At 60.5% G+C, this 24139-nt stretch carries 20 protein-coding genes, 2 tRNA genes, 3 rRNA genes and 2 other RNA genes; 7 read left to right on the forward strand and 20 right to left on the reverse strand.

What is annotated here, in order from left to right:
* Positions 1-36: 36 nt before the first annotated feature.
* From ABCV34_RS09700 to rnpB, 5 genes are all read right to left on the reverse strand, one after another.
* Entirely contained in the window at positions 37-1236 is a 1200-nt protein-coding gene (locus tag ABCV34_RS09700; protein ID WP_345796020.1) for a branched-chain amino acid ABC transporter permease, read from the reverse strand.
* Between the two features lie 9 nt (positions 1237-1245).
* A complete protein-coding gene (locus tag ABCV34_RS09705; RefSeq protein ID WP_345796021.1) occupies positions 1246-2343 on the reverse strand; it encodes a branched-chain amino acid ABC transporter permease in 1098 nt (365 codons plus the stop codon).
* Entirely contained in the window at positions 2315-3022 is a 708-nt protein-coding gene (locus ABCV34_RS09710) for an ABC transporter ATP-binding protein (RefSeq protein WP_345796022.1), read from the reverse strand. Before ABCV34_RS09710 ends, ABCV34_RS09705 begins: the two co-directional genes overlap by 29 nt.
* A complete protein-coding gene (locus ABCV34_RS09715) occupies positions 3003-3833 on the reverse strand; it encodes an ABC transporter ATP-binding protein (RefSeq protein WP_345796023.1) in 831 nt (276 codons plus the stop codon). Before ABCV34_RS09715 ends, ABCV34_RS09710 begins: the two co-directional genes overlap by 20 nt.
* Before the next feature lie 343 nt (positions 3834-4176).
* An RNA gene (gene rnpB, locus ABCV34_RS09720) (RNase P RNA component class A) lies at positions 4177-4577 on the reverse strand.
* Between the two features lie 79 nt (positions 4578-4656).
* On the opposite strand from rnpB, the gene ABCV34_RS09725 reads away from it, so the two are divergent.
* Complete coding sequence (locus ABCV34_RS09725; protein ID WP_345796024.1) at positions 4657-6528, forward strand: ATP-binding cassette domain-containing protein; 1872 nt, start codon at positions 4657-4659, stop codon at positions 6526-6528.
* A gap of 40 nt (positions 6529-6568) precedes the next feature.
* Here ABCV34_RS09725 and pyrC read toward each other — a convergent pair whose 3' ends face one another.
* On the reverse strand, positions 6569-7639 hold the full coding sequence (gene pyrC / locus ABCV34_RS09730) for a dihydroorotase (RefSeq protein WP_345798755.1): 1071 nt from the start codon (positions 7637-7639) through the stop codon (positions 6569-6571).
* A 184-nt stretch (positions 7640-7823) separates the two neighbouring features.
* Here pyrC and ABCV34_RS09735 point away from each other — a divergent pair, with 184 nt between their 5' ends.
* On the forward strand, positions 7824-8096 hold the full coding sequence (locus ABCV34_RS09735; RefSeq protein WP_345796025.1) for an SWIB/MDM2 domain-containing protein: 273 nt from the start codon (positions 7824-7826) through the stop codon (positions 8094-8096).
* A gap of 118 nt (positions 8097-8214) precedes the next feature.
* Here ABCV34_RS09735 and ABCV34_RS09740 read toward each other — a convergent pair whose 3' ends face one another.
* The 7 genes from ABCV34_RS09740 to ABCV34_RS09770 form a co-directional block, all read right to left on the reverse strand.
* Positions 8215-8583, reverse strand: a complete 369-nt coding sequence (locus tag ABCV34_RS09740; RefSeq protein WP_345796026.1) for a hypothetical protein — start codon at positions 8581-8583, stop codon at positions 8215-8217.
* Between the two features lie 128 nt (positions 8584-8711).
* Positions 8712-8824, reverse strand: a 5S ribosomal RNA gene (gene rrf / locus ABCV34_RS09745).
* Positions 8825-9085: 261 nt separating this feature from the next.
* Positions 9086-11973 (reverse strand): 23S ribosomal RNA (locus ABCV34_RS09750).
* 357 nt (positions 11974-12330) lie between these two features.
* Positions 12331-12406: transfer RNA gene (locus ABCV34_RS09755), tRNA-Ala, on the reverse strand.
* Positions 12407-12451: 45 nt separating this feature from the next.
* A tRNA-Ile gene (locus tag ABCV34_RS09760) sits at positions 12452-12528 on the reverse strand.
* Between the two features lie 102 nt (positions 12529-12630).
* Positions 12631-14169, reverse strand: a 16S ribosomal RNA gene (locus ABCV34_RS09765).
* The 16S, 23S and 5S rRNA genes sit together here with 2 tRNA genes alongside, the layout of an rRNA operon.
* 682 nt (positions 14170-14851) lie before the next feature.
* On the reverse strand, positions 14852-15334 hold the full coding sequence (locus tag ABCV34_RS09770) for an Lrp/AsnC family transcriptional regulator (RefSeq protein ID WP_345798756.1): 483 nt from the start codon (positions 15332-15334) through the stop codon (positions 14852-14854).
* 217 nt (positions 15335-15551) lie between these two features.
* Here ABCV34_RS09770 and hppD point away from each other — a divergent pair, with 217 nt between their 5' ends.
* On the forward strand, positions 15552-16676 hold the full coding sequence (hppD, locus tag ABCV34_RS09775) for a 4-hydroxyphenylpyruvate dioxygenase (RefSeq protein ID WP_345796028.1): 1125 nt from the start codon (positions 15552-15554) through the stop codon (positions 16674-16676).
* A complete protein-coding gene (locus tag ABCV34_RS09780) occupies positions 16673-17659 on the forward strand; it encodes a nucleoside recognition domain-containing protein (protein WP_345796030.1) in 987 nt (328 codons plus the stop codon). Before hppD ends, ABCV34_RS09780 begins: the two co-directional genes overlap by 4 nt.
* 22 nt (positions 17660-17681) lie before the next feature.
* Here ABCV34_RS09780 and msrA read toward each other — a convergent pair whose 3' ends face one another.
* Together msrA and ABCV34_RS09790 are read right to left on the reverse strand one after the other, a co-directional pair.
* Positions 17682-18209 (reverse strand): peptide-methionine (S)-S-oxide reductase MsrA, encoded by a 528-nt coding sequence (msrA, locus tag ABCV34_RS09785; protein ID WP_345796031.1) that lies wholly within the window; start codon positions 18207-18209, stop codon positions 17682-17684.
* Between the two features lie 82 nt (positions 18210-18291).
* A complete protein-coding gene (locus ABCV34_RS09790) occupies positions 18292-18651 on the reverse strand; it encodes a c-type cytochrome (RefSeq protein ID WP_345796032.1) in 360 nt (119 codons plus the stop codon).
* 141 nt (positions 18652-18792) lie between these two features.
* Here ABCV34_RS09790 and lgt point away from each other — a divergent pair, with 141 nt between their 5' ends.
* On the forward strand, positions 18793-19590 hold the full coding sequence (lgt, locus tag ABCV34_RS09795) for a prolipoprotein diacylglyceryl transferase (protein WP_345796034.1): 798 nt from the start codon (positions 18793-18795) through the stop codon (positions 19588-19590).
* Here lgt and ABCV34_RS09800 read toward each other — a convergent pair.
* From ABCV34_RS09800 to ABCV34_RS09820, 5 genes are all read right to left on the reverse strand, one after another.
* Complete coding sequence (locus ABCV34_RS09800; RefSeq protein WP_345796035.1) at positions 19529-20275, reverse strand: SIMPL domain-containing protein; 747 nt, start codon at positions 20273-20275, stop codon at positions 19529-19531. The two genes, lgt and ABCV34_RS09800, sit on opposite strands and share 62 nt — an antisense overlap.
* A 51-nt stretch (positions 20276-20326) precedes the next feature.
* Positions 20327-20507: non-coding RNA, 6S RNA (gene ssrS, locus ABCV34_RS09805), on the reverse strand.
* A 38-nt stretch (positions 20508-20545) separates the two neighbouring features.
* Positions 20546-20848 (reverse strand): cell division protein ZapA, encoded by a 303-nt coding sequence (locus tag ABCV34_RS09810; protein ID WP_345796036.1) that lies wholly within the window; start codon positions 20846-20848, stop codon positions 20546-20548.
* Between the two features lie 3 nt (positions 20849-20851).
* Positions 20852-21253 (reverse strand): hypothetical protein, encoded by a 402-nt coding sequence (locus ABCV34_RS09815; RefSeq protein ID WP_345796037.1) that lies wholly within the window; start codon positions 21251-21253, stop codon positions 20852-20854.
* A gap of 15 nt (positions 21254-21268) precedes the next feature.
* Positions 21269-21850 carry an RNA pyrophosphohydrolase gene (locus ABCV34_RS09820; protein WP_345796038.1) on the reverse strand — a complete coding sequence of 194 codons (582 nt, stop codon included), beginning with the start codon at positions 21848-21850 and terminating at the stop codon, positions 21269-21271.
* A 67-nt stretch (positions 21851-21917) separates the two neighbouring features.
* Here ABCV34_RS09820 and ABCV34_RS09825 point away from each other — a divergent pair, with 67 nt between their 5' ends.
* Both ABCV34_RS09825 and ybgC read left to right on the forward strand, forming a co-directional pair.
* Complete coding sequence (locus ABCV34_RS09825; protein WP_345796039.1) at positions 21918-23651, forward strand: proline--tRNA ligase; 1734 nt, start codon at positions 21918-21920, stop codon at positions 23649-23651.
* 61 nt (positions 23652-23712) lie between these two features.
* Positions 23713-24138: a tol-pal system-associated acyl-CoA thioesterase gene (ybgC, locus tag ABCV34_RS09830; RefSeq protein WP_345796040.1), complete on the forward strand. Its 426-nt coding sequence runs from the start codon at positions 23713-23715 to the stop codon at positions 24136-24138.
* Position 24139: the final 1 nt, after the last annotated feature.

Below are 24139 nucleotides of genomic sequence, written 5' to 3' on the forward strand. Positions count from 1 at the left end.
GCCGGCCGATTGGCGATCATGCGCGGCGAGTCCGCGCTAAGACTTATCCTTCAAGAACCGGGATACCCGCTTTTCCTCGGGCAGAATCCCCTGTGGCCGAAACAGCACGATACCGGCCAGCAACAGCCCCACGAACATCCAGCGCAGGAACGCCATCCGCGACGCCAGTGCCGGAGCGACGTCCGACAGAGCGCTTTGCAGCGCATCCGTCACATAGCCGGTACCGCTCCAGACCGCCCAGACGACGAACGCCCCCAGGATGGCCCCGCGATTGTTGCCGCTGCCCCCCAGCATCAGCATCACCCAGACCAAAAACGTCGCAAACAGCGGCTTGAAGTGGCTGTAGTCGATTGTCACCATATAAGGCGCATACAGCGCCCCGGCCACACCGATCACCACCGCCCCCAGGACGAAGGACTGGACCCTCAGGGACTTGACCGGCTTGCCGTTCATCGCGGCGGAGTCTTCCTCGTCTCGAACCGCACGCAGAGCGCGCCCCCAGGGTGATCGAACCGCGACTTCCAGCAGCCCGTAAACGACGGCAAGGATCAGGGTCACGATCACCAGGTATAGATAGCCATAGTCACGCGGCTGCAGCGCCGACAAGGGCTGTGCCAGGAAACCCGGTAGCCAGCCGCAGCCAGGATGCTCAAAGACGCAGGATAGGGGCTGCGGGATACCGCTGAGCGGTTGCGGACCATTGGCCAGCCAGCGCTCGTTCTGAAAGATCAGCCGGATGATCTCGGCGATCCCCAGCGTGGCAATCGCCAGGAAGTCCGTGCGCAGATGCAGAATGGGCTGCGCCACCAGATAGCCGACCACCCCGGCCAGGATCCCCGCAGCCACGAGACCGACCAGGAACGGCGCGTGCAGACCGAACCACTGCTGCGCATAGGCCGCCATCAGGCCGGACGGCGGCGCGGTCACGAACAGGGCCATGGTGAAGGCCCCTACCGCGAAGAAGCCGGCGATGCCAAAATCCAGATGACCGTTGTAGCCCCACTGGGCATTGAGCCCCAGGGACAGGACGGAGTAGATGACGGCCATGATGGAAAACGACACCAGGTAATCCATCACGCCCGGGATCCAGATCCCGATTGCAAAGGCCAGGACGAATCCGAACACGATCCCGGCCGGGAGCCGCCAGCGCCAGCGCCAGGCGGAAAACACCAGCCAGCCCAGCAAAATGGCCGGCAGCACCAGAAAATAGACCTTCAGCAAATGGGATGGAGTCATAGTCGGTCCCTAGCGCTGCACGAAGATGCCTTGTGGGCGCATCAGTAAGGTCAGCACCATCAGTACGAACGCCACCGCCGGCCCATAGGCCGGGCTCATGAAGGCGGATGTCAGTTGAATGGCGATGCCGATGATGATGGCGCCGACCAGGGCGCCCCACGGATTGCCGATCCCGCCCATGATCACGGCGGCGAACATGGGCAGCAGCAGCGTGAAGCCCATGTCGGGACGCAACTGGGAAGCCAGGCCATACATGACCCCGCCCGCCGCCGCCATGGCCGAGCCGATCGCCCAGGCCCATGCGATCACCTGTTCCGTATTGATGCCACGAACCTGTGCGAGATCCGGGTTGTCGGCGGTGGCCCGCATGGCCTTGCCGATACGCGTGCGCGTCAGCAGCCAGTACAGCAGGACCACCAGCACCAGCGCCAGGGCGAAGACAAAAAGCTGGTCCGCCTGCAGGCGCAGGCCGAGAGGCAGGTCCAGGGCCGGGTTGGCACGCCCGACATAAAAGAAATGGAAATCCGAGCCCCAGAAAATATAAATGAGACCACGCAGGAAAAACGCCATGCCCAGGGACGCCATGGCCAGCAGGACCAGGGGCGACTGACGATGGCGCAAGGGACGATACAGCACGCGATCCAGCAGGATCGACACCCCGGCCGTCACGAACAGCGCCACCAGCAAGCCGGCCATCAGGTCCCAGCCAAAGGAAAAGTGCCAGATCGGCAAGGAATTGGGGATGACGAGGACGATCGAATAGGCGGCATATGCCCCCAGGGTCACCAGTTCGCCATGGGCGAAGTTAGGAAACTTCAGCACGCCGTAGCACAGCGTCAGGCCGATGCCCCCCAGTGCGATGATGCCGCCCAGCATCACGCCCCAGATCGTCAGCGAAAACATCTGCTGCGCATCCGTGCCCGAATACCAGCCTGCCAGCCACATGGCGATCAGGACCAGCAACAGGACGACACCCACGAAGCCGCGGCTGCGCATGCCTGCTTCGTCGCGCGCCTGAACCTGCCCGTCGGCATCGGTCGCCGCATCCACCGTGGATTGCGCCAGATCCGCCATCGCGTCACCCTCCGAGGTAAAGACGCCCGACATTGGGGTCGTTGAGCAGTTCGCGGCCGGAACCTTCGTGACGGTTCTCGCCATTGGCCAGGACATAACCCCGGTGGGCCATGCTCAGGGACTGTCTGGCGTTCTGCTCGACCATCAGCACCGCAATGCCGCTTTGGTTGATGTGTGAAATGCGCTCGAAGATCTCGTCGACCAGCTTGGGGGACAGCGCCGCGGTCGGTTCGTCGAGCAGCAGGAGCTTGGGATTGAGCATCAGCGCACTACCCATAGCCACCATCTGCCGTTCACCGCCCGACATCTTCCCTGCCAGCTGACGCCGGCGCTGCCGCAATTTCGGGAACATGCCATAGACCCGATCCTTGCTTTGGGACAGGTCGGCTCGCCCCAGCGGGAACGCCCCCATTTCGAGGTTTTCCTCGACTGTCAGGGTGGTGAACACGTTGGCCACCTGCGGGACGTAGCACATGCCGTGACGCACGATGAGGTGCGGCGGCAACTGCGAAATGTCATGTCCGTCGAAGGTGATCACCCCTTGCCGCGGATGGAGCAGGCCAAAGATCGTCTTCATCAGCGTGGACTTTCCGGCACCGTTCGGCCCGATGATGGAAACGATCTCGTCGGCCTCCACAACAATGGACAGGGCCCGCAGGATTTCGGTGTCTCCGTATCCGGCGGTGACACCGTCAACCTTCAGCAGCGGCATATTGCCCCCCCAGATAGGCCGCCAGCACATCCTGGTTGCCCCGCACGGATTCCGGGTCGCCCTCGGCAAGCTTGCGCCCTTCGCTCATCACAATGACCGGATTGCACAGATTCATGACCATGTTCATGTCATGTTCAATCAACAGGAACGTAATGCCGCGTTCGCGGGAAAGGGTCTGGATGTTCTTGATGATGCTTTGCAGCAGCGTGCGGTTGACCCCCGCAGCCGGCTCGTCCAGCAGGATGATTCGAGGATCGGCCATCAGCATCCGTCCCATTTCCAGCAGTTTTTTCTGCCCACCCGACAAGTTGGCGGCGTATTCATCCCGCACGTGGGTCAGCTGCAGATAATCCAGGACCTCGCGGGCTTTTTCCAGATTGCGGGATTCTTCGGCCTGCACCCGGCCGGGGCGGAACACCGCATTCCACCAGCGCTCGCCCGACTGGCCGGCCGGCACCAGCAGCAGATTTTCCAGGACGCTCATGGAACCGTGTTCGCGGGGAATCTGAAAGGTGCGGCACAGTCCCCGGGCGAAGATCTGATCCGGGCGAAGATGGCCGATATCCTGGCCATCCAGCAGGATGCGCCCGGAATCCGGGGGAATAAAACCGGTGATGAGATTGAAGACTGTGGTCTTGCCGGCGCCATTGGGGCCGATCAGCCCGGTAATGGTGCCGCGTTCCACCTGAAAGGAGCAGTGATCCACGGCCCTTAGGCCGCCGAAGCTTTTTGCCAGATCACGGACTTCGAGCAGCCAGTGTCGCTGACTGGTACCCGCTGCCGACAGAGATGATGCTGTCGAATCTGCCACCGATGTCTCCTGCTGGATCCCGTCGCCGGGAATCCGGTCGGCGTACCCGCCACATGAGTCGTGACCTGGCCGTCGGTTCTAAAGGTGGTCTCAGAGTATCACAGCCGCCTGGGCAGCCGTATGCGCACAATTCCCTATAGAAGGGCCCCCACGCCGCGCGACCTGCAGTCGCTTGCTGCCCCCCGAGGGGGCGCTTTTTGCCTTGGGGCGGCCCGGCGGCAAAAATAGCCCCCACGCCGCGCGACCTGCAGTCGCTTGCTGCCCCCCGAGGGGGCGCCTTTTGCCTTGGGGCGGCCCGGCGGCAAAAATATGGCCCTGCTCGATCGAACCGTGCAAGCCGAAGAAGCGAAACAGATCTATAGGCCGGATTTTGTACGCCGGGTTACCCCGGCGGGCAATCATTCCTCTGGGCAGCCCATTGCTGGACTGCTCTAGCCACCTACCCGCATGCTTGGACGGGCCGCCCTGTCGGCGCGAAGCCGGCGCATGCCTATTTGGTGTTGCTCCCGATAGAGGTTGCCGCGTTTCACCCTGCCATGCCCCGCCCGGCGAACCGGACGGGCAGTACGGAGTGGCCGTACCCGAGTGAATCCGGAGATGCACCCGCATGACAGACTCGTCTCTGTGGCCCTGGTCCTCGGCTTGCCCCGAAGGGGTCGCCGGACGGCCGTTAGCCGCTATCGCGCCCGATGGAGTCCGGACCTTCCTCGATGCCAACGGCACCGCGATTGCCCGATCTGCCCCGCCACGGCATTGTACGGCATCCTCGGCGGGGTCTGATGCGACAATAGAGAGTCCGATCACCCATTTCCATCCCGCGTTCATGCCAGATACCCTGCTTGCCCTGACCCAGGCCCAACTTGCCTACGGCCATCACCCACTGCTCGACCACGCCGACCTGGCGCTGCTGGCCGGCGAGCGCATCGGCCTGATCGGCCGCAATGGCGCCGGCAAATCGTCGCTGCTTCGTATACTGGACGGCCGCACTCAGCTCGACGACGGCGAGATCCGCCGGCAGAACGGTCTGCGCATTGCGACGGTGGAACAGGAACCCGTCCTGCCGGAAAACCAGACCATCCTGGAAGTCCTGTGCGGCGACTGGCTGGCCACCGAGGACTGGGCGCGGTCCGCCCGGGCATCCTCGCTTATCGATGCCCTGGGGTTATCGCCGGACCAACCCGTCCAGGGGCTGTCGGGCGGGACCCGCAAACGTGTCGCCCTGGCTCGCGCGCTGGTCGAGGAACCCGATCTGCTGCTGCTCGACGAACCCACCAACCACCTGGATTTCGAGGGCATCGCCTGGCTTGAGGACTTGCTGCGCAAAGCCCGCATGACGATCGTGCTCATTACCCACGACCGGCGCTTTCTGGACGCCGTGGCAACCCGCATCATCGAGTTGGATCGAGGCCAGTTGCTCAGTTTTCCCGGCAATTTTTCCGCCTGGCAGGCCCGCAAGGCCCAATGGCTGGACGCCGAACAGGCAGCCAATGCGCGCTTCGACAAGCTGCTGTCCCAGGAAGAGGTCTGGATCCGCAAGGGCATCGAGGCGCGTCGCACCCGCAACGAAGGCCGTGTGCGGCGCCTGGAAGCACTGCGCCGCGAACGGACAGCACGCCGCGATCTGCAGGGCCAGGTGCGCTTCGCGCTGTCCGACGGACAACGCTCGGGCAAAAGAGTCGCCGAACTGGAACATGTCACACATGGATTCGGCGACCGCGTCCTGATCCAGGATTTCAGCACCCTCATCCAACGAGGAGACCGCATCGGATTGATCGGCCCCAACGGGGCCGGCAAGACGACACTGCTGCGGATCCTGCTGGGGGACCTGCAGCCCATGCAGGGTACTGTGCGCCTCGGCACGAATCTGTCTATCGGCTACTTCGACCAGATGCGCGACCGCCTGGACGAATCCGCCACCTTGGCCGACACCATCAGCCCCGGCAGCGAGTGGGTCGAGATCGGCGGTCAACGCAAGCACGTCATGAGCTACCTGGAAGATTTCCTGTTTCCGGCGGCGCGGGCGCACTCGCCGGTTTCCAGCCTGTCCGGCGGCGAACGCGCCCGGCTGGCGCTTGCACGCATGTTTGCACAAGCCCACAACGTCCTGGTCCTGGACGAACCGACCAATGACCTGGATATCGAGACGCTGGAGCTGCTGGAAAGCTTGCTGCAAGACTACGGTGGCACGGTCCTGCTGGTCAGCCACGATCGCACCTTTCTGGACAACGTCGTCACCCAGACGATCGTCGCTGAAGGCGGGGGGCATTGGCAGGAATACGTCGGCGGCTATGACGACTGGGAAATGCAACGACCCCGCAAGGTCCCGCCCGCGTCCGCCAATGCGCCTCGGCAGACAGGCTCGGCCTCGACACCTGAAGACACGGCCCGGAAACCGGGGGGGGCAACACCCGCGGACTCAGCGGCCACTTCCACCGCCGGTGCGGAGGCCGCATCCAGGGCCCGCAAGAATCGGCTCGCGCCTTGGGAAACGGAAGAACTGGACGGACTGCCCGACCGCATCGCCACACTGGAAGCCGAACAGGCAAAGCTGGCTGCGGCCTTATCGGCCCCGGACCTGTACCGCGATGGCACGGCGGAAGCGGAACGCATCCAGAAGGCCCTGGGCGACCTCGACGCACAGCTGAACACGCTATTCGAGCGATGGTCCCTGCTCGAAGAAAAACGGGGCGAATGATCGCCCCGCCCGCACCTCGCCAACCAGGCGGGCAGCCGGGTCAGGCTTGGCCGCTGGCGCGGATCCGCCAGGCGATGGACTCGCCCGCTGCCAGAGGGACCACCTGAGATTCCGCCAGCGGCAGCGCCAGTGGAATCTGTTCCTGCACACGTTCCAGGGTCAGCGTCCCGGCATTGGGTTTCAGGCCATAGAAGGCCGGGCCGTTCAAGCTCGCGAAGGCCTCCAGGCGATCCAGCCGCCCAGCGGCCTCGAACGCCGTCGCATACAGCGCCATGGCATGAGACGCCGTATAGCAACCTGCGCAGCCACAGTCCTGTTCCTTGGCCCCCCGGGGGTGCGGAGCGCTGTCGGTTCCCAGAAAGAAGCGGGCATCACCGCTGGTGGCGGCCTCGACCAGCGCCTGGCGATGGTGCTCACGTTTAAGCACGGGCAAGCAATACCAGTGGGGGCGCAATCCGCCCTTGAACAGGGCGTTCCGGTTGTACAGCAGGTGATGCGCCGTGATCGTCGCCGCGATAGGCCCGTCGGCCTGGCGCACATAGGCTACGCCGTCCGCCGTCGTCAGATGTTCGAAGACGACCTTGAGCGCTGGAAACGCGCTTCTCAGGGGTCGCATGACACGGTCGATGAAGACAGCCTCCCGGTCGAACAGGTCGACCTTGGGATCCGTCACCTCGCCATGCACCAGCAGCGGCATACCGCAATCCTGCATGACAGCCAACGTGGATCGGCAGTGCCCCAGCAGATCCGTCACACCGGCATCCGAGTGCGTGGTCGCCCCGGCCGGGTACAGCTTCACCCCGTGGACCAGCCCTGAATCTTTGGCCCGGCGAATCTCGTCGGGAGGCGTCCTGTCCGTCAGGTATAGCGTCATCAACGGCTCGAAGGTGTCTTCCGGTACCCCGTTTTCCCGCAATGCCGCCAGGATCCGGCCCCGGTACGCCAGGGCATCGGCGGTGCTGACGACGGGGGGCTTCAGATTCGGCATGATGATCGCCCTGGCGAACTGCCGGGCGGAATCCCGCACGACGCTGCGCAGCACCGCGCCGTCACGCAAATGCAGATGCCAGTCATCCGGACGCGTCAGCGTCAGCACAGCCCCGGCCTGCACTGCGGGACGCGATGTTTCGCCCGGGTTCGACCCAGTATTTCCGGCAGCCTGGATGCTGGATGTGGAAGCCTTCGTCACGATCTGGAGATCCTTCAAAATTATTTCGGCGCTTTGCTTTGTCTTTAGAGGGAACACGCGGTAAGCTTCGGGGGCTATTCACTCAACCAAGTAGGAGCCTGTATTCATGGCAACCACCGAAAAGTCCGAACGCAAGCCCAATGCTGCGTTCATGAAGCCCCTGACGCCCAGTGCCACCCTGGCTGCGATCATCGGCAAAGACGCCGTGCCGCGCACCGAAGTGACCAAACGCATCTGGGATTACATCAAGAAGCATGATCTGCAGGACCCGGCCAACCGCCGCAACATCAACGCGGACGCCAAACTGCGCCCCCTGTTCGGCAAGGATCAGGTTTCAATGTTCGAACTGACCAAGCTGGTCAGCCAGCATCTGAAATAACCGGATGCCAAGTGGGCCTCGCCAGAGGCCTGCTTTACCAGCCTGCGGCTGGTCACTTCCTGGTCCGACATGAACCGGCTGACAGCCGATCAAAGGTCACCACGTGCCGCGTGGCCGACTATAGCCCAGGCAACGGCGTTTCGCCGGCAAAATGCGCCAGCCAGCCTTTGATCAGGCGATAGATGATCCAGATGACAGCCACCAGGCCAGTCGCAAAACCGATGAAGATCATGGTCGCCACAGCGCTGAGCACCAGCCACAGAAGACCCCACCAGAAGGTTCTGATGATCCAGTCGACATGGCCTGCGTATACGGTGCCCACCATGTCGCCCCGCTTCAGGTAGGCGAGAACCACGGCCCCGATGGCGGCTACCCCAAAAAACCCGGTCGAGATGATGGCGATCGCAAACAAGCCATACATGACGTGAACGAGCTGACGCTGCGTCAGGCCCTTTTCCATGTCGGGGGTATCTTCACCTGGAATCATGAAACCTCCTGCGAGGGCACTCGCGTGCGCCTGGGTTTGAGTCGGTTTCATTCTAACTGAAAAAGCAGGGCCGCCACGCCAAAAGACAAAGCCCCCGCAGATCACTGCGGGGGCTTTGAGCAATAAGAGCCTGACGATGACCTACTTTCACAGGTGTCCACCCACTATCATCGGCGCGAAGGCGTTTCACTGTCCTGTTCGGGATGGGAAGGAGTGGGGCCACCTTGCTATGGTCGTCAAGCATAACTGGTTGTGATCGAGCGACATCCCGAGGGCTGTCTCTAGATCACCAATTTGGAAGAAGCACAGGCGGGCAAGTCTTTACGCCTTGCGCCGCTGTCTTTTGACAGGTGCGCATTCTAGCAGGTTTTCACGCCTGCCGTCTGGGGCTTTAAAGCTTGCACGCTTGGGGTTGTTTTGTACGATTTGCGTTTCAATTCTTTGGGCTTACACACGAATCGCTATTTCCATGGGCCAGTCAACGACTAACCTGCAAGGTTATAGGATCAAGCCGCACGGGCAATTAGTACTGGTTAGCTGCACGCATTACTGCGCTTCCACACCCAGCCTATCAACGTTGTGGTCTACAACGACCCTTTAGGGGGGTCTAGCCCCCGGGATACCTAATCTTCAGACGAGTTTCGCGCTTAGATGCCTTCAGCGCTTATCTCTTCCGTACATAGCTACTCGGCAATGCCATTGGCATGACAACCGATACACCAGCGGTACGTCCACTCCGGTCCTCTCGTACTAGGAGCAGGCTCCGTCAAGTATCCAACGCCCACGGCAGATAGGGACCAAACTGTCTCACGACGTTTTAAACCCAGCTCACGTACCTCTTTAAATGGCGAACAGCCATACCCTTGGGACCGGCTACAGCCCCAGGATGAGATGAGCCGACATCGAGGTGCCAAACACCGCCGTCGATATGAACTCTTGGGCGGTATCAGCCTGTTATCCCCAGAGTACCTTTTATCCGTTGAGCGATGGCCCTTCCATACAGAACCACCGGATCACTATGACCTGCTTTCGCACCTGTTCGACTTGTCAGTCTCACAGTCAAGCACGCTTATGCCATTGCACTATCAGCACGATTTCCGACCGTACCTAGCGTACCTTCGTACTCCTCCGTTACACTTTAGGAGGAGACCGCCCCAGTCAAACTGCCCACCATGCACTGTCCCCAACCCGGATCACGGGCCAAGGTTAGAACCGCAAACAGACCAGGGTGGTATTTCAAGGTTGGCTCCCTCGCATCTAGCGACACGAGTTCAACGCCTCCCACCTATCCTACACAGGCCGGTTCACAATCCAATGCAAAGCTACAGTAAAGGTTCATGGGGTCTTTCCGTCTAGCCGCGGGTAGATTGCATCATCACAAACATTTCAACTTCGCTGAGTCTCAGGAGGAGACAGTGTGGCCATCGTTACGCCATTCGTGCAGGTCGGAACTTACCCGACAAGGAATTTCGCTACCTTAGGACCGTTATAGTTACGGCCGCCGTTTACCGGGGCTTCGATCAAGAGCTTGCACCCCATCACTTAACCTTCCGGCACCGGGCAGGCGTCACACCCTATACGTCGACTTTCGTCTTGGCAGAGTGCTGTGTTTTTAATAAACAGTCGCAGCCACCGATTCTCTGCGGCCCCTTCATGCTCTAGGCGCGAGCCTATCACACTACCAGGGCATACCTTCTCCCGAAGTTACGGTATCAATTTGCCGAGTTCCTTCTCCTGAGTTCTCTCAAGCGCCTTGGAATATTCATCCCGTCCACCTGTGTCGGTTTGCGGTACGGTCTCGTGAGACTGAAGCTTAGAGGCTTTTCCTGGGACAACTTCCAATCAGTCCAGGAACCGAAGTTCCTGTTCAGCCACACCCTTGAATCATGCGCCCGGATTTACCAAAGCGCCTTCTACGATGCAGCAACGGGGACATCCAACACCCCGATGATCTTTCGCTATCCGTCCCCCCATCGCATCTCACGACGGTGCTGGAATATTAACCAGCTTCCCATCAGCTACGCATCTCTGCCTCGCCTTAGGGGCCGACTCACCCTGCGCCGATGAACGTTGCGCAGGAAACCTTGGACTTACGGCGAGGGGGCTTTTCACCCCCTTTATCGCTACTCATGTCAGCATTCGCACTTCTGATACCTCCAGCAGCCTTTACAAGCCACCTTCGCAGGCTTACAGAACGCTCTCCTACCGCGTGCAATAAATTGCACACCCGCAGCTTCGGTAACTGGCTTGAGCCCCGTTACATCTTCCGCGCAGGACGACTCGATCAGTGAGCTATTACGCTTTCTTTAAAGGGTGGCTGCTTCTAAGCCAACCTCCTGACTGTCTATGCCTTCCCACTTCGTTTCCCACTTAGCCCGTTTTAGGGACCTTAGCTGGCGGTCTGGGTTGTTTCCCTCTTGAGTCCGGACGTTAGCACCCGGTGCTCTGTCTCCCACACTGTACTTGCCGGTATTCGGAGTTTGCCATAGGTTGGTAAGTCGCCATGACCCCCTAGCTATAACAGTGCTCTACCCCCGGCAGTAATCATGTGAGGCACTACCTAAATAGTTTTCGGAGAGAACCAGCTATCTCCAGGCTTGTTTAGCCTTTCACCCCTATCCACAGTTCATCCCCTAACTTTTCAACGTTAGTGGGTTCGGTCCTCCAGCACGTGTTACCGTGCCTTCAACCTGACCATGGATAGATCGCCTGGTTTCGGGTCTACACCCAGCGACTAATTCGCCCTATTCGGACTCGCTTTCGCTGCGCCTTCCCTATTCGGTTAAGCTTGCCACTGAATGTAAGTCGCTGACCCATTATACAAAAGGTACGCAGTCACCCCACAAGGAGGCTCCTACTGTTTGTATGCATACGGTTTCAGGATCTATTTCACTCCCCTTCCGGGGTTCTTTTCGCCTTTCCCTCACGGTACTGGTTCACTATCGGTCGATCACGAGTATTTAGCCTTGGAGGATGGTCCCCCCATCTTCAGACAGGATTTCACGTGTCCCGCCCTACTTGTCTGACGCCTAGTCCCACACTCCAAATTTCGTCTACAGGGCTATCACCATGCTGTGGCTGGCCTTTCCAGACCATTCGACTATTTGAAGTGCTAACTCGTCAAGGCTCTTCCGGTTTCGCTCGCCGCTACTGCCGGAATCTCGGTTGATTTCTTTTCCTCGAGCTACTGAGATGTTTCAGTTCACCCGGTTCGCCTCAACAACCTATGTATTCAGTTGTTGATACGCTATCGCTAGCGTGGGTTTCCCCATTCGGACATCTGCGGATCAAAGCTTGTTTGCCAGCTCCCCGCAGCTTTTCGCAGGCTACAACGTCCTTCATCGCCTGTGATCGCCAAGGCATCCACCATATGCACTTATTCGCTTGATCCTATAACTTTGCAGGTTATAGAAATATGAGTTTCGCGTGTTTGTGCCGTTCAATTCCATTAAAGGCTCATCAGTTATCGATCCTTGCGAACCTTACCTGACTGAATCTTAAGAACTTTTGAACAATTGATTTTGCAATCACAACCCGTAAATTTTCCATGATCGACCCTAAAGTCGATTCAGAACATTTACATTGTTGTGCTTCTTCCAGATTGTTAAAGAACATGGTACTGCGCACTGACGCAAGCACCTCGGTAAACGAGGCGCCATTCAGTCAACAAAACCCTAACCCATCGACCCGCAAGGGGCCTGGCGTGTCAAGATCCTGTTGACTGAAGCGTCCAATGGACTGTGATCCTGGTGGAGGATGACGGGATCGAACCGACGACCCCCTGCTTGCAAAGCAGGTGCTCTCCCAGCTGAGCTAATCCCCCATGCTCTCCCGCACCCCAGACTCACGCCTGACGCCGAAAAAACCGTGGTGGGTCAAGATGGATTCGAACCATCGACCCCCGCCTTATCAAGACGGTGCTCTAACCGACTGAGCTACTGACCCCCGAAGTCTGCTTACCGCAGGCCTGGACCTTCAGACCATGTCACTACTCAAACAGCCGATAAGCGTGGACGCTTCAAACAACATGCACACTGGCATGCTCTTAAAGGAGGTGATCCAGCCGCACCTTCCGATACGGCTACCTTGTTACGACTTCACCCCAGTCATGAATCCCACCGTGGTAAGCGCCCTCCTTGCGGTTAGGCTACCTACTTCTGGTGAAACCCACTCCCATGGTGTGACGGGCGGTGTGTACAAGACCCGGGAACGTATTCACCGCGACATGCTGATCCGCGATTACTAGCGATTCCGACTTCACGCAGTCGAGTTGCAGACTGCGATCCGGACTACGATCGGGTTTCTGAGATTGGCTCCGCCTCGCGGCTTGGCAACCCTCTGTCCCGACCATTGTATGACGTGTGAAGCCCTACCCATAAGGGCCATGAGGACTTGACGTCATCCCCACCTTCCTCCGGTTTGTCACCGGCAGTCTCATTAGAGTGCCCAACCAAATGTAGCAACTAATGACAAGGGTTGCGCTCGTTGCGGGACTTAACCCAACATCTCACGACACGAGCTGACGACAGCCATGCAGCACCTGTGTTCCGGTTCTCTTGCGAGCACTGCCAAATCTCTTCGGCATTCCAGACATGTCAAGGGTAGGTAAGGTTTTTCGCGTTGCATCGAATTAATCCACATCATCCACCGCTTGTGCGGGTCCCCGTCAATTCCTTTGAGTTTTAATCTTGCGACCGTACTCCCCAGGCGGTCAACTTCACGCGTTAGCTGCGCTACTGAAGTTAATAAACCCCAACAGCTAGTTGACATCGTTTAGGGCGTGGACTACCAGGGTATCTAATCCTGTTTGCTCCCCACGCTTTCGTGCATGAGCGTCAGTATCATCCCAGGGGGCTGCCTTCGCCATCGGTATTCCTCCACATCTCTACGCATTTCACTGCTACACGTGGAATTCTACCCCCCTCTGACGTACTCTAGCTCGGGAGTTAAAAGTGCAGTTCCAAGGTTAAGCCCTGGGATTTCACACCTTTCTTTCCGAACCGCCTGCGCACGCTTTACGCCCAGTAATTCCGATTAACGCTTGCACCCTACGTATTACCGCGGCTGCTGGCACGTAGTTAGCCGGTGCTTATTCTGCAGGTACCGTCATTCGCCCAAGGTATTATCCCAGGCTGTTTCTTCCCTGCCAAAAGTGCTTTACAACCCGAAGGCCTTCATCGCACACGCGGGATGGCTGGATCAGGGTTGCCCCCATTGTCCAAAATTCCCCACTGCTGCCTCCCGTAGGAGTCTGGGCCGTGTCTCAGTCCCAGTGTGGCTGGTCGTCCTCTCAAACCAGCTACGGATCGTCGCCTTGGTAGGCCTTTACCCCACCAACCAGCTAATCCGATATCGGCCGCTCCAATAGTGAGAGGTCTTGCGATCCCCCCCTTTCCCCCGTAGGGCGTATGCGGTATTAGCCACGCTTTCGCGTAGTTATCCCCCGCTACTGGGCACGTTCCGATACATTACTCACCCGTTCGCCACTCGCCACCAAAGAGCAAGCTCTTCGTGCTGCCGTCCGACTTGCATGTGTAAAGCATCCCGCTAGCGTTCAATCTGAGCCAGGATCAAACTCTTCAGTTCAATTCCTGTAATCGTAGTTCCTTGACCTATAAAGGCCGGAAGCTACGCTCGCTATGCATCACTCAAAAGAAATGACAAAGTATGGTCAAAAACCTTACTTCTTCATTTCTATCTATGTGAGCACTTGGTATAACATTTGTGCAATTCCAGCGGCAGCTGGCAATTCGTGAGAATCCCCAGCGCGCCTGGCCGGTGCCTGTCATTCAAGCGCCCACACTTATCGGCTGTTTAGTTGTTAAAGAACAAGTCTGCGTCAAGCAGAGAAACGAGATTATGAAGGAACTTCTTATCTCTGTCAAATCACCATCGGGGGAAACCTGAAATTCGCGGTTGGCAAATTTTGCCGCCTACAAACCCTGGATCCGGACCCGAAGCGTCTGACCAAAAAGGCCTTCACACCTCGTTATCGAGCCTGCCATTAGAGCACTTGCGTGCCGGTCTGTCAAGCCAGACTTCCCTTCGATCGAAACCGAAGTCTCGCTGCCTGCCTGCGTCCCCAGTCGGGCACACAGGCCTCAAACCAAGAACTTCAGCACCGTGTCTGGTGGGCAATAAACCCATCGATTTCAGGGTTAACCCTGACCACCTGGCGGCAAAGAGGCGCAACTATAGCACGGGATTTTTGAAGTGCGCAAACGCGTCCCGGTTGCAGGCCGCGGGTCATCAGTTCCGCCGCGGCGCGCTACGGCTGCACAGGGAGCTCGGTCGTTTCCTTGATGGATTGCAGGGCGAAGCTGCTGCGGATATCGATGACGGCCGGATGGCGCATCAACACGTCCATGGCAAAGCGTGAGAAGGCCGCGAGATCCCGCACCTGCACCCGCAGCAGGTAATCCATGTCGCCTGACATGGCATAGCACTGGATGACCTCGGGCCAGCCCTGCACGTCCTGGGCGAAGCCGGAGATCGAACCATGTTCCGCACGGTGCGACTTGTCGAGGCGCACGAAGACATAGGCCAGCAATCCCAGGCCGAGTTTGTCCGGGTCCGCCAACGCGACATAGCGACGGATATAGCCCTGCTCTTCCAGCCGCTTGACGCGCCGCAGGCAAGGACTGGGCGACAGCGCAACCCGCTGTGCCAGTTCCTGATTACTAATGCGACCATCCCGCTGCAGCTGTGCCAGAATCAGCCGATCGGTGCGATCCAGGTCCTCGGCAGGCATCATATTGGTCCAAACGCCCTTCAGTAAAAGATTGATTGCGCCAGAATAGGCGAAGGGCTTGGCAATTTGCAATCTGCTTGCCGGCCGATTTCCCTACAATTGGCCAAGGAGTGATCTGAATCAGCGGCGCGGAAAGCAGGCGCTTTGGCTCATCCCGAAAGGGCCGGCATACGCTGGCCTACCGTGCATCGACGGGTCCCGAACACACGGAGACATCATGACGACTTCCTTTCAGCCTTGGGACAACCCGCTGGGCACCGCAGGATTCGAATTCGTGGAATACACGGCGCCTGACCCCGTCGCCCTGGGGCAGGTCTTCGAGGCGCTGGGCTTCCGGCCAATCGCCCGCCATCGAAAAAAAGCGGTGACGCTGTACCGCCAAGGCGGCATCAATTTTCTGGTCAACGCCGAGCCGGATTCGTTCGCCCAGCGATTCGCGCGTCAGCACGGCCCATCGATCTGCGCAATCGGGTTGCGTGTCCGGGACGCGGCCAGAGCTTATCGGCTGGCGCTGGAGCGCGGTGCCTGGGGATTCGATTCCCACAGCGGCCCGATGGAACTGAACATCCCTGCCATCAAGGGTATCGGGGATTCGCTGATCTACCTGGTGGATCGCTGGCGCGGCAAGTACGGTCATGGCGGCATCGGCGACATCGGGATCTACGACGTGGATTTCGAGCCCCTGGACCACGCCACCGCCCATGAGGACCTGCACCCCGCGGGTGCGGGGTTGCTGCGTATCGACCACCTGACACACAATGTGCACCGGGGTCGCATGCGGGAATGGGCTGAATTCTACGAGCGTATCTTCAATTTCCGCGAGATCCGGTATTTCGATATCGAAGGCAAGATCACGGGTGTGAAATCCAGGGCCATGACATCACCTTGCGGACTGATCCGCATCCCCATCAACGAAGAAGGCACCGAAACGCCCGGCCAGATCCAGGAATATCTGGATCAGTACCGTGGAGAAGGCATTCAGCACATCGCGCTGGGCACCGACGACATCCATCACACCGTAGAGTCCCTGCGGGACCAGGTCAGGTTCCTGGATACACCCGACACCTATTACGAACTGCTTGGCCGGCGGCTACCGGGCCACGGTGAAGACACCGAACGGCTGCGGCGCAACCGCATCCTGCTCGATGGCGCCCCAGACGGCGGCCTGCTGCTGCAGATCTTCACGTCCAACCAGATCGGCCCGATCTTTTTCGAGATCATCCAGCGAAAAGGCAACGACGGATTCGGCGAAGGCAATTTCAAGGCGCTCTTCGAATCCATCGAGCTGGACCAGATTCGCCGCGGAGTCGTCAAAACCCCCGACATCCGCCCCCCGTCATGAGCCTTGCCTATCTGAACACGATCCGCCAGCGCAGCACGCGCATGTTCCTGACCATCACGCGGATCATGGTGCCCGTCATGGTCGTTGTGTATGTGGCTGATCGCCTGGGACTAGTGCGGCTGGCGGGCGAGGCCCTGACGCCCGCGATGGCGATGCTCGGCCTGCCGCCCCAGGTCGGGCTCATCTGGGCGACCACTGTCCTGACCAATATCTATGGTGGCATGGCGTCGATGGCCGCCCTGTCGGACAGCCTGCAAATGAATGTGGCCCAGGTCAGCGCCCTGGGTGCCATGATGCTGTTCGCCCACAATGTGCCCACCGAGCAGTCCGTCGTGCGCAAGGCCGGAGCCAGCGCCCTGTTCACCGGTGCCCTGCGTCTGACCGTGGGCATCGTGTACGGCGCGGCAGTCGCCTGGATCTGCCAGGCGATGGGATGGCTGCAGGACCCGGTATCCTTTGCCTGGATGGGCCAGGATACGGCGCTGAACCAGGGGCCGCCCGATCTTCTCCCCTGGCTGATTTCCACGGCACGATCGCTTTTACTGGTACTGGGCGTGATCGTCTGCATGGTGATTCTGCTCGACATCCTGGAACGCCTGAAAATCACGCGTTTGGTCACGCGGCTGCTGACACCGATTCTGCGCCTGTCCGGTCTGGAGGAACGCGCCGCGCCGCTGACCACGGTGGGCGTGCTGCTGGGGCTGGCTTATGGCGGGGCGCTAATCATCGACGCGGCTGAACGCGAAAATTACAGCCCGAGGACACGCTTGCTGGCGCTGTCCTGGCTATCCCTGTGCCATGCCCTGATCGAGGACACGATACTGATTCTGGCACTGGGAGCCGATATCTGGATCATCCTGGTGCTGCGCGGACTGGTCACCCTGGGCATCCTGGCCGCGATCGCGGCGCTGACCCAGCCCCACACCTGGTGGGGCAAACGCCTGGCTGCACAGACCGACACCAGGCCGGTTGCGCCGGCCTGAATCCACCGTATCAGGCGGACAATCACGCCCGCCCGAGCAGATTGGCATATTTTTGCCGGAACTTTGCCATCTTCGGGGCGATGACGAACTGACAATAGCCTTGTTCGGGATGCTGACGATAGTATTCCCGGTGCAGGGGCTCGGCCGGCCAGAAAGTGCCGGCCGGCTGGATCCGCGTGCAGATGGGCGAATCGAAATGCGCCTGGACCTCGTCACGGACAGCCTGCGCGGCCAGCCGCTGGGCATCGTCTTGATAAAAAATCACCGAGGCGTACTGCGGCCCGATGTCGTGGCCCTGCCGGTCGGGTGTCGTCGGATCATGGGTGCCGAAGAAGACTTCCAGCAAAGTCCGGTAGCTCACCTGCTGCGGATCGTAGTCAATGCGGACGACTTCGACATGCCCGGTGTCGTGGGCGCACACCTGTTCGTAGGTCGGCGCGTCGACATGGCCCCCACAATATCCCGGCTGCACGTCGCACACACCGGCAAGCGCCCGGAATACGGGTTCCAGGCACCAGAAGCAGCCACCACCGAAAATTGCCTGTTCCATCGATAAAGCCTCCAAGAACCACCCGGATGCCCCGCATCGGGCGAACCAGACGGATGACAGCCTGCGCTGCCCTGATGGCAGCTTATTCCTTTGCCAGAGACAGGATCCAGTGCGCCAGGCGCAGCGCATCAGCATCGGACAGCCTGGGCTGCGCCGGCATGGGAATCGCCCCCCACTGCCCGCTGCTGCCCTGCCGCATGACCCGTGCCAGATGGTCAGCCGCCCCGGGCTGCTCGTGGAAACGCTGGGCGATGGCCTGGAACGGCGGCCCGACCCGGCGTGTCTCGACCTGATGGCACCCCAGACACTGACGCTGCCCGGCCAAGGCGAGACCGCCCGAGGCCGTGCCTGCCGCCATGGCGACATTCACCGTCACCAGGGTGAAGACACCGAAGAAACAGCCGGCCAGTCCGGCCCGGCACGTTGGATGCGGATATTTCATACCCGGTCGTCAATCCCGTCATAGGTCATCCGCAACCCTGCGTACAGCCCGCCGGGAGCAGGTCGAAGTCCGGGTTGCCATACCGCGACGACACCCGATCACGGTATTATCCATGATTGTGTTTTCTTCGGTCGCCTCAGCATGCTGCCATACCCGCACATCAATCCCATTGCGCTTCAGATCGGCCCGCTGGAAATCCACTGGTATGGCCTGATGTATCTCGCCGGCTTTGCCCTTGCGTGGCTGCTGGGACGCTGGCGCATTCATCACCACCCCTGCGGGCTGACGCTGCGCGACCTGGAAGACATCATCTTCTACGGGGTCCTGGGCGTCGTGCTGGGCGGACGACTGGGATACGTGCTGTTCTATCAATTCGACGACTACCTGGCGCATCCGCTGGCAATCTTCAAGGTCTGGCAGGGCGGCATGTCCTTCCACGGCGGCCTGATCGGCGTCACGCTGGCCATGCTGATCTTCGCACGCAAGCGCGGGCAGCGGCTGCTGGCCATTGGCGACTTCATCGCGCCCCTGATCCCGCTGGGGCTGGCCGCCGGCCGCCTGGGCAATTTCATCAATGGAGAACTGTGGGGCCGCCCGACGGACCTGCCCTGGGGCATGATTTTCCCAGGCGCCCATGACGGGATTCCACGCCACCCGTCGCAGCTCTATGAAATGGGGCTGGAGGGATTCACCCTGTTCGCGCTGGTCTGGTGGTTCGCCCGCAAGCCGCGCCCCACGGGACAAATCAGCGCCGTCTTCCTGATGGGTTATGGCACGTTTCGCTTCCTGGCGGAATTCACCCGCGAGCCGGACGATTTCCTGGGGTTGCTGCTCGGCGGCCTGTCGATGGGTCAGCTTCTGTCGATCCCGATGGTGATCATTGGCCTGTGGCTGTTTGTGTGGGCAGCAAGACGATCGTCCCCTGAACTGACACGCTGAGCGTCTGACGCCCGCCCTCGATGGGCGCCGCCGCGCTGTCGGCGGCCATGGCACGCATCATGCGCGGCCCTGGAGACGGCGGCAGGTCGCCAGCCCCCCCCAGATCGACCGAACGCAGCCGATAGCCGGCAAAGCCCAGCGCCTGCGTCAAGGCCTGGGCACGCGCCTTGAAGGCAGTGACGGCCTGACCCAGCAGTTTTTGCTCTTCGGCCGTTTGCCGGTCATGCGACACCGAGAATGTCAGCCCCGCGATAGGCATCCGGTCAGCCAGTTGGGCCGCCAGCCGCGACGCAGCCGCGAAATCACGCGATTGCAACAGGATTTCCGCATGCCCGCGCCATTCGGAGACCCGGCCATCCCGGTCGTTCATCGGCCAGATGCGATAGGCGCCGCTGCGCGCCTCGATTCCCTGATGGCCCTGGGCCTGCTTCATGACGGAATCCAGTCGCGCATTGAGCTGGTCGGAGACTTTTTCCTGGGACGCGTCGGAAACCTCGGCGGCCAGCGTTACCTGAACCGTGTCCTGCTGAACTTCCGTGCTTGCCTGAGCCGACAGCGTGGCCTGTGGCCGAGTCGGCCTGTCATCGCCTTGTGCCTTGGCCGTTGCGGCAACCGGTGCCGCCAGCGCGGCACCCAGCGCGAGCAGGGTCAGGAGCGGTATCGCGGAAAAGGGAGAGCGTGTCATGTCGATATCCGGAAAAAAAGCTCGCCGTGCATATCACGGCGAGCTTTTGGTAAATGCCCCACCTGTGCCGTCTAGGCCGGCATCCCGGAACCAGGGGTTCACGGTGGTCGCCTTCAGTCAGGCTTCGGGCTATCCAATGAAGGTAGCTCTCCCATCTGTCAATCCAGCAACCTATGCCAAATAGCATTGGTTCAAGGAATGTATGGCCAGGTCACGAACACGGCAGGGACTTAAACGGTCGGATGCCATATGGCATCTGGCGAAAATCCGTCAAACGGCATCTCGGAGGACTTCGTCGAGCATGCCGTTCATGGCCTCAATTTTACCCCTGAAATCTCCCAACGCAATATGACTCAAGGGCCCATCGGGGGCGCGCAAGGACAGAAGTTCGTTGGCGATCTGGATGGCGGCCATCACCGCGATGCGTTCGTTGCTGACGATTTTCCCGGTGCCCTTGATAGCCAGCATGCGCTGGTCCACCTGGCGGACAGCGGCCAGCAGGGCGTCTTTTTCCTGGGACTGGCAGGCCAGCGAGTAATCGCGGCCAAGGATGGAGACATCGACACGTTCCATGGATCAGGCCTCCGCGCCCGGCAGGCGCTCGAGTATGAGTTCAATCTGTTGCTGGGCACCCGTGGCGGCGTCACGCAGCCGGTCACGATCGGCCTCGATCTGGACCAGACGCTGTCGCATCGATTCGGACCGGGACTGGTGATCCCGGACCTGGGACTCCAGGGAACTGCGCTCGTCCCGGGTTTCATCGCGCGCGGCCTGCAGTTCCTGGTCGTGCCGGGCGATCCGTTCAGACATGCGGGTGAATTCCTCGTGCTCACGGGCTTGCTGGGTTTTCAGGGACTGGCATTCCTGTTCGAGTTGTCGGATGCGGGCCTGAAGCGTGCCACGTTCGGCCTGCAGCCCCTGGGCGAGCTGCACGACCTTTTGGATACGCCGGGATAACGCGTCGAGATCTTCGAGCATGCGGTCTAACCTTTATCAGGAGGTGGACTGAGTGGAATGCGTCCCCGGCAATACCGCCGAAGTCTGATTGGTCTGTGCCGTGCCGCGAGGGCCGCGATGCCGCAGGTAACGGTTTTCGCGCCCCCGTCGGAACAACAGGCTGGACAGCTCGTTGAGCGCCAGCGTGTAGACCTCGCGCTTGAATTCGATGACGGCATCCAGCGGCACCCAGTAGGCGTTCCAGCGCCAGGCATCGAATTCGGGCGTATCGGTGGCGCGCAACGACACGTCGGTGTCACGGCCGACCATGCGCAGCAGGAACCAGATCTGCTTCTGTCCTTTGTAGTGGCCGCGCAATTCGCGGCGCACGTAATGTTCGGGTACGGTATAACGCAACCAGTCCCGGGTCCGCCCCAAAATACGGACATGCTCGGCACACAGGCCGGTTTCTTCGTGGAGTTCCCGATACATCGCCTGCACGGGAGTTTCGCCGTGCTTGATGCCGCCCTGGGGGAACTGCCACGCGTGTTCCCGGATACGCTTGCCCCAGAAAACCTCGTTTTTCTGGTTCACAAGAATGATGCCGACATTGGGGCGGTAGCCTTCGCGATCCAACATGGGGCCACCTCGGTTGTGAATTCAATACAATTACCATCGATTATACGTACCCAGCGGAATCCCTACCATGTACGCCAGCAAGTATCACCTGAACACCCTGAAGGAAGCCCCCGCCGAAGCCGAAGTCGTCAGCCATCAGCTGATGACCCGCGCAGGCATGATCCGCAAGATCGCGGGCGGGATCTACACCTACATGCCCATGGGGCTGAAGGTTCTACGCAAGATCGAGACCATCGTTCGCGAGGAAATGAACCGCGCCGGCGCCATCGAGCTGCTGATGCCGGTCGTGCAGCCAGCCGAGCTGTGGCAGGAATCCGGACGCTGGGAGCAGTACGGCGCTGAACTGCTGCGCATCAAGGACCGCCATCAGCGGGACTTCGTGCTGCAGCCGACCTCGGAGGAAGTCATCACCGACATCGCGCGCAACGAGATCCACAGCTGGCGCCAGCTTCCGGTGAACTTCTACCATATCCAGACTAAATTCCGCGACGAGCGGCGTCCGCGCTTCGGCCTGATGCGGGGGCGCGAATTCACCATGAAGGACGCGTATTCCTTCGACCGCGACGAAGCCGCGGCACAAGCCAGCTACGACACGATGTACGCGGCCTACCAGCGCATCTTCACCCGGCTGGGGCTGACCTTCCGCGCTGTGGCTGCCGATACGGGCTCCATCGGCGGCTCACGCAGCCACGAGTTCCAGCTCATCGCCGACACCGGCGAGGACCTGATCGTCTACAACCCCGACTCCGACTACGCCGCCAACATCGAACTGGCGGATGCGCCCTGCCTGCTGCCCGCTCGTGAACCGGCGCGCGAAACGATGGAAAAGCGCGCAACCCCCGATGCCCCCAAATGCGAGATCGTGGCCGATCAGCTGGGTCTGCCCCTGTCGCGCACGGTGAAGTCCGTGGTGCTGGCCACCGACCCGGAAGACGAGCCCGCGCGCCTGTGGCTGCTGCTCATCCGCGGCGACCACGAAACGAACGAGATCAAGGTCGGCAAGCTGCCGGGTCTCCAGGGCGGCTACCGTCTGGCAACCGAGGCGGAGATCCAGTTGGTTTTCCACTGCACACCAGGCTATCTAGGACCTGTGGGCCTGGATGCGGCGGCCATCACCATCATCGCGGACCGCACGGTCGCGAACATGGGTGACTTCGTCTGCGGCGCCAACGAGGCCGGCTATCACCTGAGCGGTGTGAACTGGGGTCGCGATCTGCCCGAGCCGGCCCTCGTCACCGACTTGCGCAACGTCGTGGCGGGCGACCCGGATCCACAGGGAGGCACCCTGGCGATCCAGCGCGGCATCGAGGCGGGCCACGTTTTTTTCCTGGGCGACAAGTATTCACGCGCACTGAACGCGACCTTCCTGGAAACCGACGGCAAGCCCGCCGTCATGCAGATGGGCTGCTACGGCATCGGCATCAGCCGGATTTCCGCCGCCGCCATCGAGCAGAACCACGACGACCGGGGCATGATATGGCCGCGCGCCATCGCGCCCTTCGAGGTCGTGCTGTGCCCGATCGGGATCGGCAAAAGTGAAACCGTGCGCAACACGGCTGAATCCCTGTATCAGGCCTTGCTGGCACAAGGCGTCGACGTCATCCTGGATGACCGGGATGCCAGGCCAGGCATCATGTTCGCCGATTGGGAACTGATCGGCGTGCCCCTGCGGGTGACCCTGGGCGAGCGCGGCCTGAAAGAAGGCATCATCGAGATCCAGTCTCGTCGGGACACGCAAGCGCAGCGGGTGGAACCCGCCGCCGCCGTGGACCATATCCTGGCCATGCTGGAATCCCTGTAGGCGCGGCCGGCGGTCCTGGCCGGACCGCCGCCCCCCGCATGTCACACGGATTAACGAAAAAATGAACTCAGCGAGCAGCGACGCTACCGGCGAACTGTCGGTTCGCGTATATTACGAGGACACCGATACCGGTGGCGTCGTGTATTACGCGAACTATCTCAAATTTTTCGAGCGTGGCCGCACGGAATGGTTGCGTTCGCTCGGAATGGATCAACGCGAACTTGTAACCCGGGAACAGATGATGTTTGTGGTCAGACATGCGGACATTGCCTATCGGCAACCGGCCCGCCTGGACGATCGGATCGACATCCGCACCACTGTTGCCGAACTGCGGGCCTCCACGTTGGTCTTCCACCAGCAGGCATTGCGCGATGGGGAACTGCTGGTTTCGGCCACGGTCCAAGTCTGCACCGTGCATGCCGTCACCTTCAAACCCATTCGTCTGTCCCCCGCCATTCGGGATCTCTTAAACAAGGCCCTTCATTAAC

The organism is Castellaniella sp. MT123 (genome assembly GCF_039614765.1).
Lineage (GTDB): Bacteria > Pseudomonadota > Gammaproteobacteria > Burkholderiales > Burkholderiaceae_B > Castellaniella.

Coding starts and splice junctions, on each gene's coding strand:
- ABCV34_RS09700 (WP_345796020.1), bottom strand. CDS start 1,236: ATGACTCCATCCCATTTGCTGAAGGTCTATTTTCTGGTGCTGCCGGCC.
- ABCV34_RS09705 (WP_345796021.1), bottom strand. CDS start 2,343: ATGTCGGGCGTCTTTACCTCGGAGGGTGACGCGATGGCGGATCTGGCG.
- ABCV34_RS09710 (WP_345796022.1), bottom strand. CDS start 3,022: ATGCCGCTGCTGAAGGTTGACGGTGTCACCGCCGGATACGGAGACACC.
- ABCV34_RS09725 (WP_345796024.1), top strand. CDS start 4,657: ATGCCAGATACCCTGCTTGCCCTGACCCAGGCCCAACTTGCCTACGGC.
- ABCV34_RS09735 (WP_345796025.1), top strand. CDS start 7,824: ATGGCAACCACCGAAAAGTCCGAACGCAAGCCCAATGCTGCGTTCATG.
- ABCV34_RS09740 (WP_345796026.1), bottom strand. CDS start 8,583: ATGATTCCAGGTGAAGATACCCCCGACATGGAAAAGGGCCTGACGCAG.
- ABCV34_RS09770 (WP_345798756.1), bottom strand. CDS start 15,334: ATGCCTGCCGAGGACCTGGATCGCACCGATCGGCTGATTCTGGCACAG.
- hppD (WP_345796028.1), top strand. CDS start 15,552: ATGACGACTTCCTTTCAGCCTTGGGACAACCCGCTGGGCACCGCAGGA.
- ABCV34_RS09780 (WP_345796030.1), top strand. CDS start 16,673: ATGAGCCTTGCCTATCTGAACACGATCCGCCAGCGCAGCACGCGCATG.
- msrA (WP_345796031.1), bottom strand. CDS start 18,209: ATGGAACAGGCAATTTTCGGTGGTGGCTGCTTCTGGTGCCTGGAACCC.
- ABCV34_RS09790 (WP_345796032.1), bottom strand. CDS start 18,651: ATGAAATATCCGCATCCAACGTGCCGGGCCGGACTGGCCGGCTGTTTC.
- lgt (WP_345796034.1), top strand. CDS start 18,793: ATGCTGCCATACCCGCACATCAATCCCATTGCGCTTCAGATCGGCCCG.
- ABCV34_RS09800 (WP_345796035.1), bottom strand. CDS start 20,275: ATGACACGCTCTCCCTTTTCCGCGATACCGCTCCTGACCCTGCTCGCG.
- ABCV34_RS09810 (WP_345796036.1), bottom strand. CDS start 20,848: ATGGAACGTGTCGATGTCTCCATCCTTGGCCGCGATTACTCGCTGGCC.
- ABCV34_RS09815 (WP_345796037.1), bottom strand. CDS start 21,253: ATGCTCGAAGATCTCGACGCGTTATCCCGGCGTATCCAAAAGGTCGTG.
- ABCV34_RS09820 (WP_345796038.1), bottom strand. CDS start 21,850: ATGTTGGATCGCGAAGGCTACCGCCCCAATGTCGGCATCATTCTTGTG.
- ABCV34_RS09825 (WP_345796039.1), top strand. CDS start 21,918: ATGTACGCCAGCAAGTATCACCTGAACACCCTGAAGGAAGCCCCCGCC.
- ybgC (WP_345796040.1), top strand. CDS start 23,713: ATGAACTCAGCGAGCAGCGACGCTACCGGCGAACTGTCGGTTCGCGTA.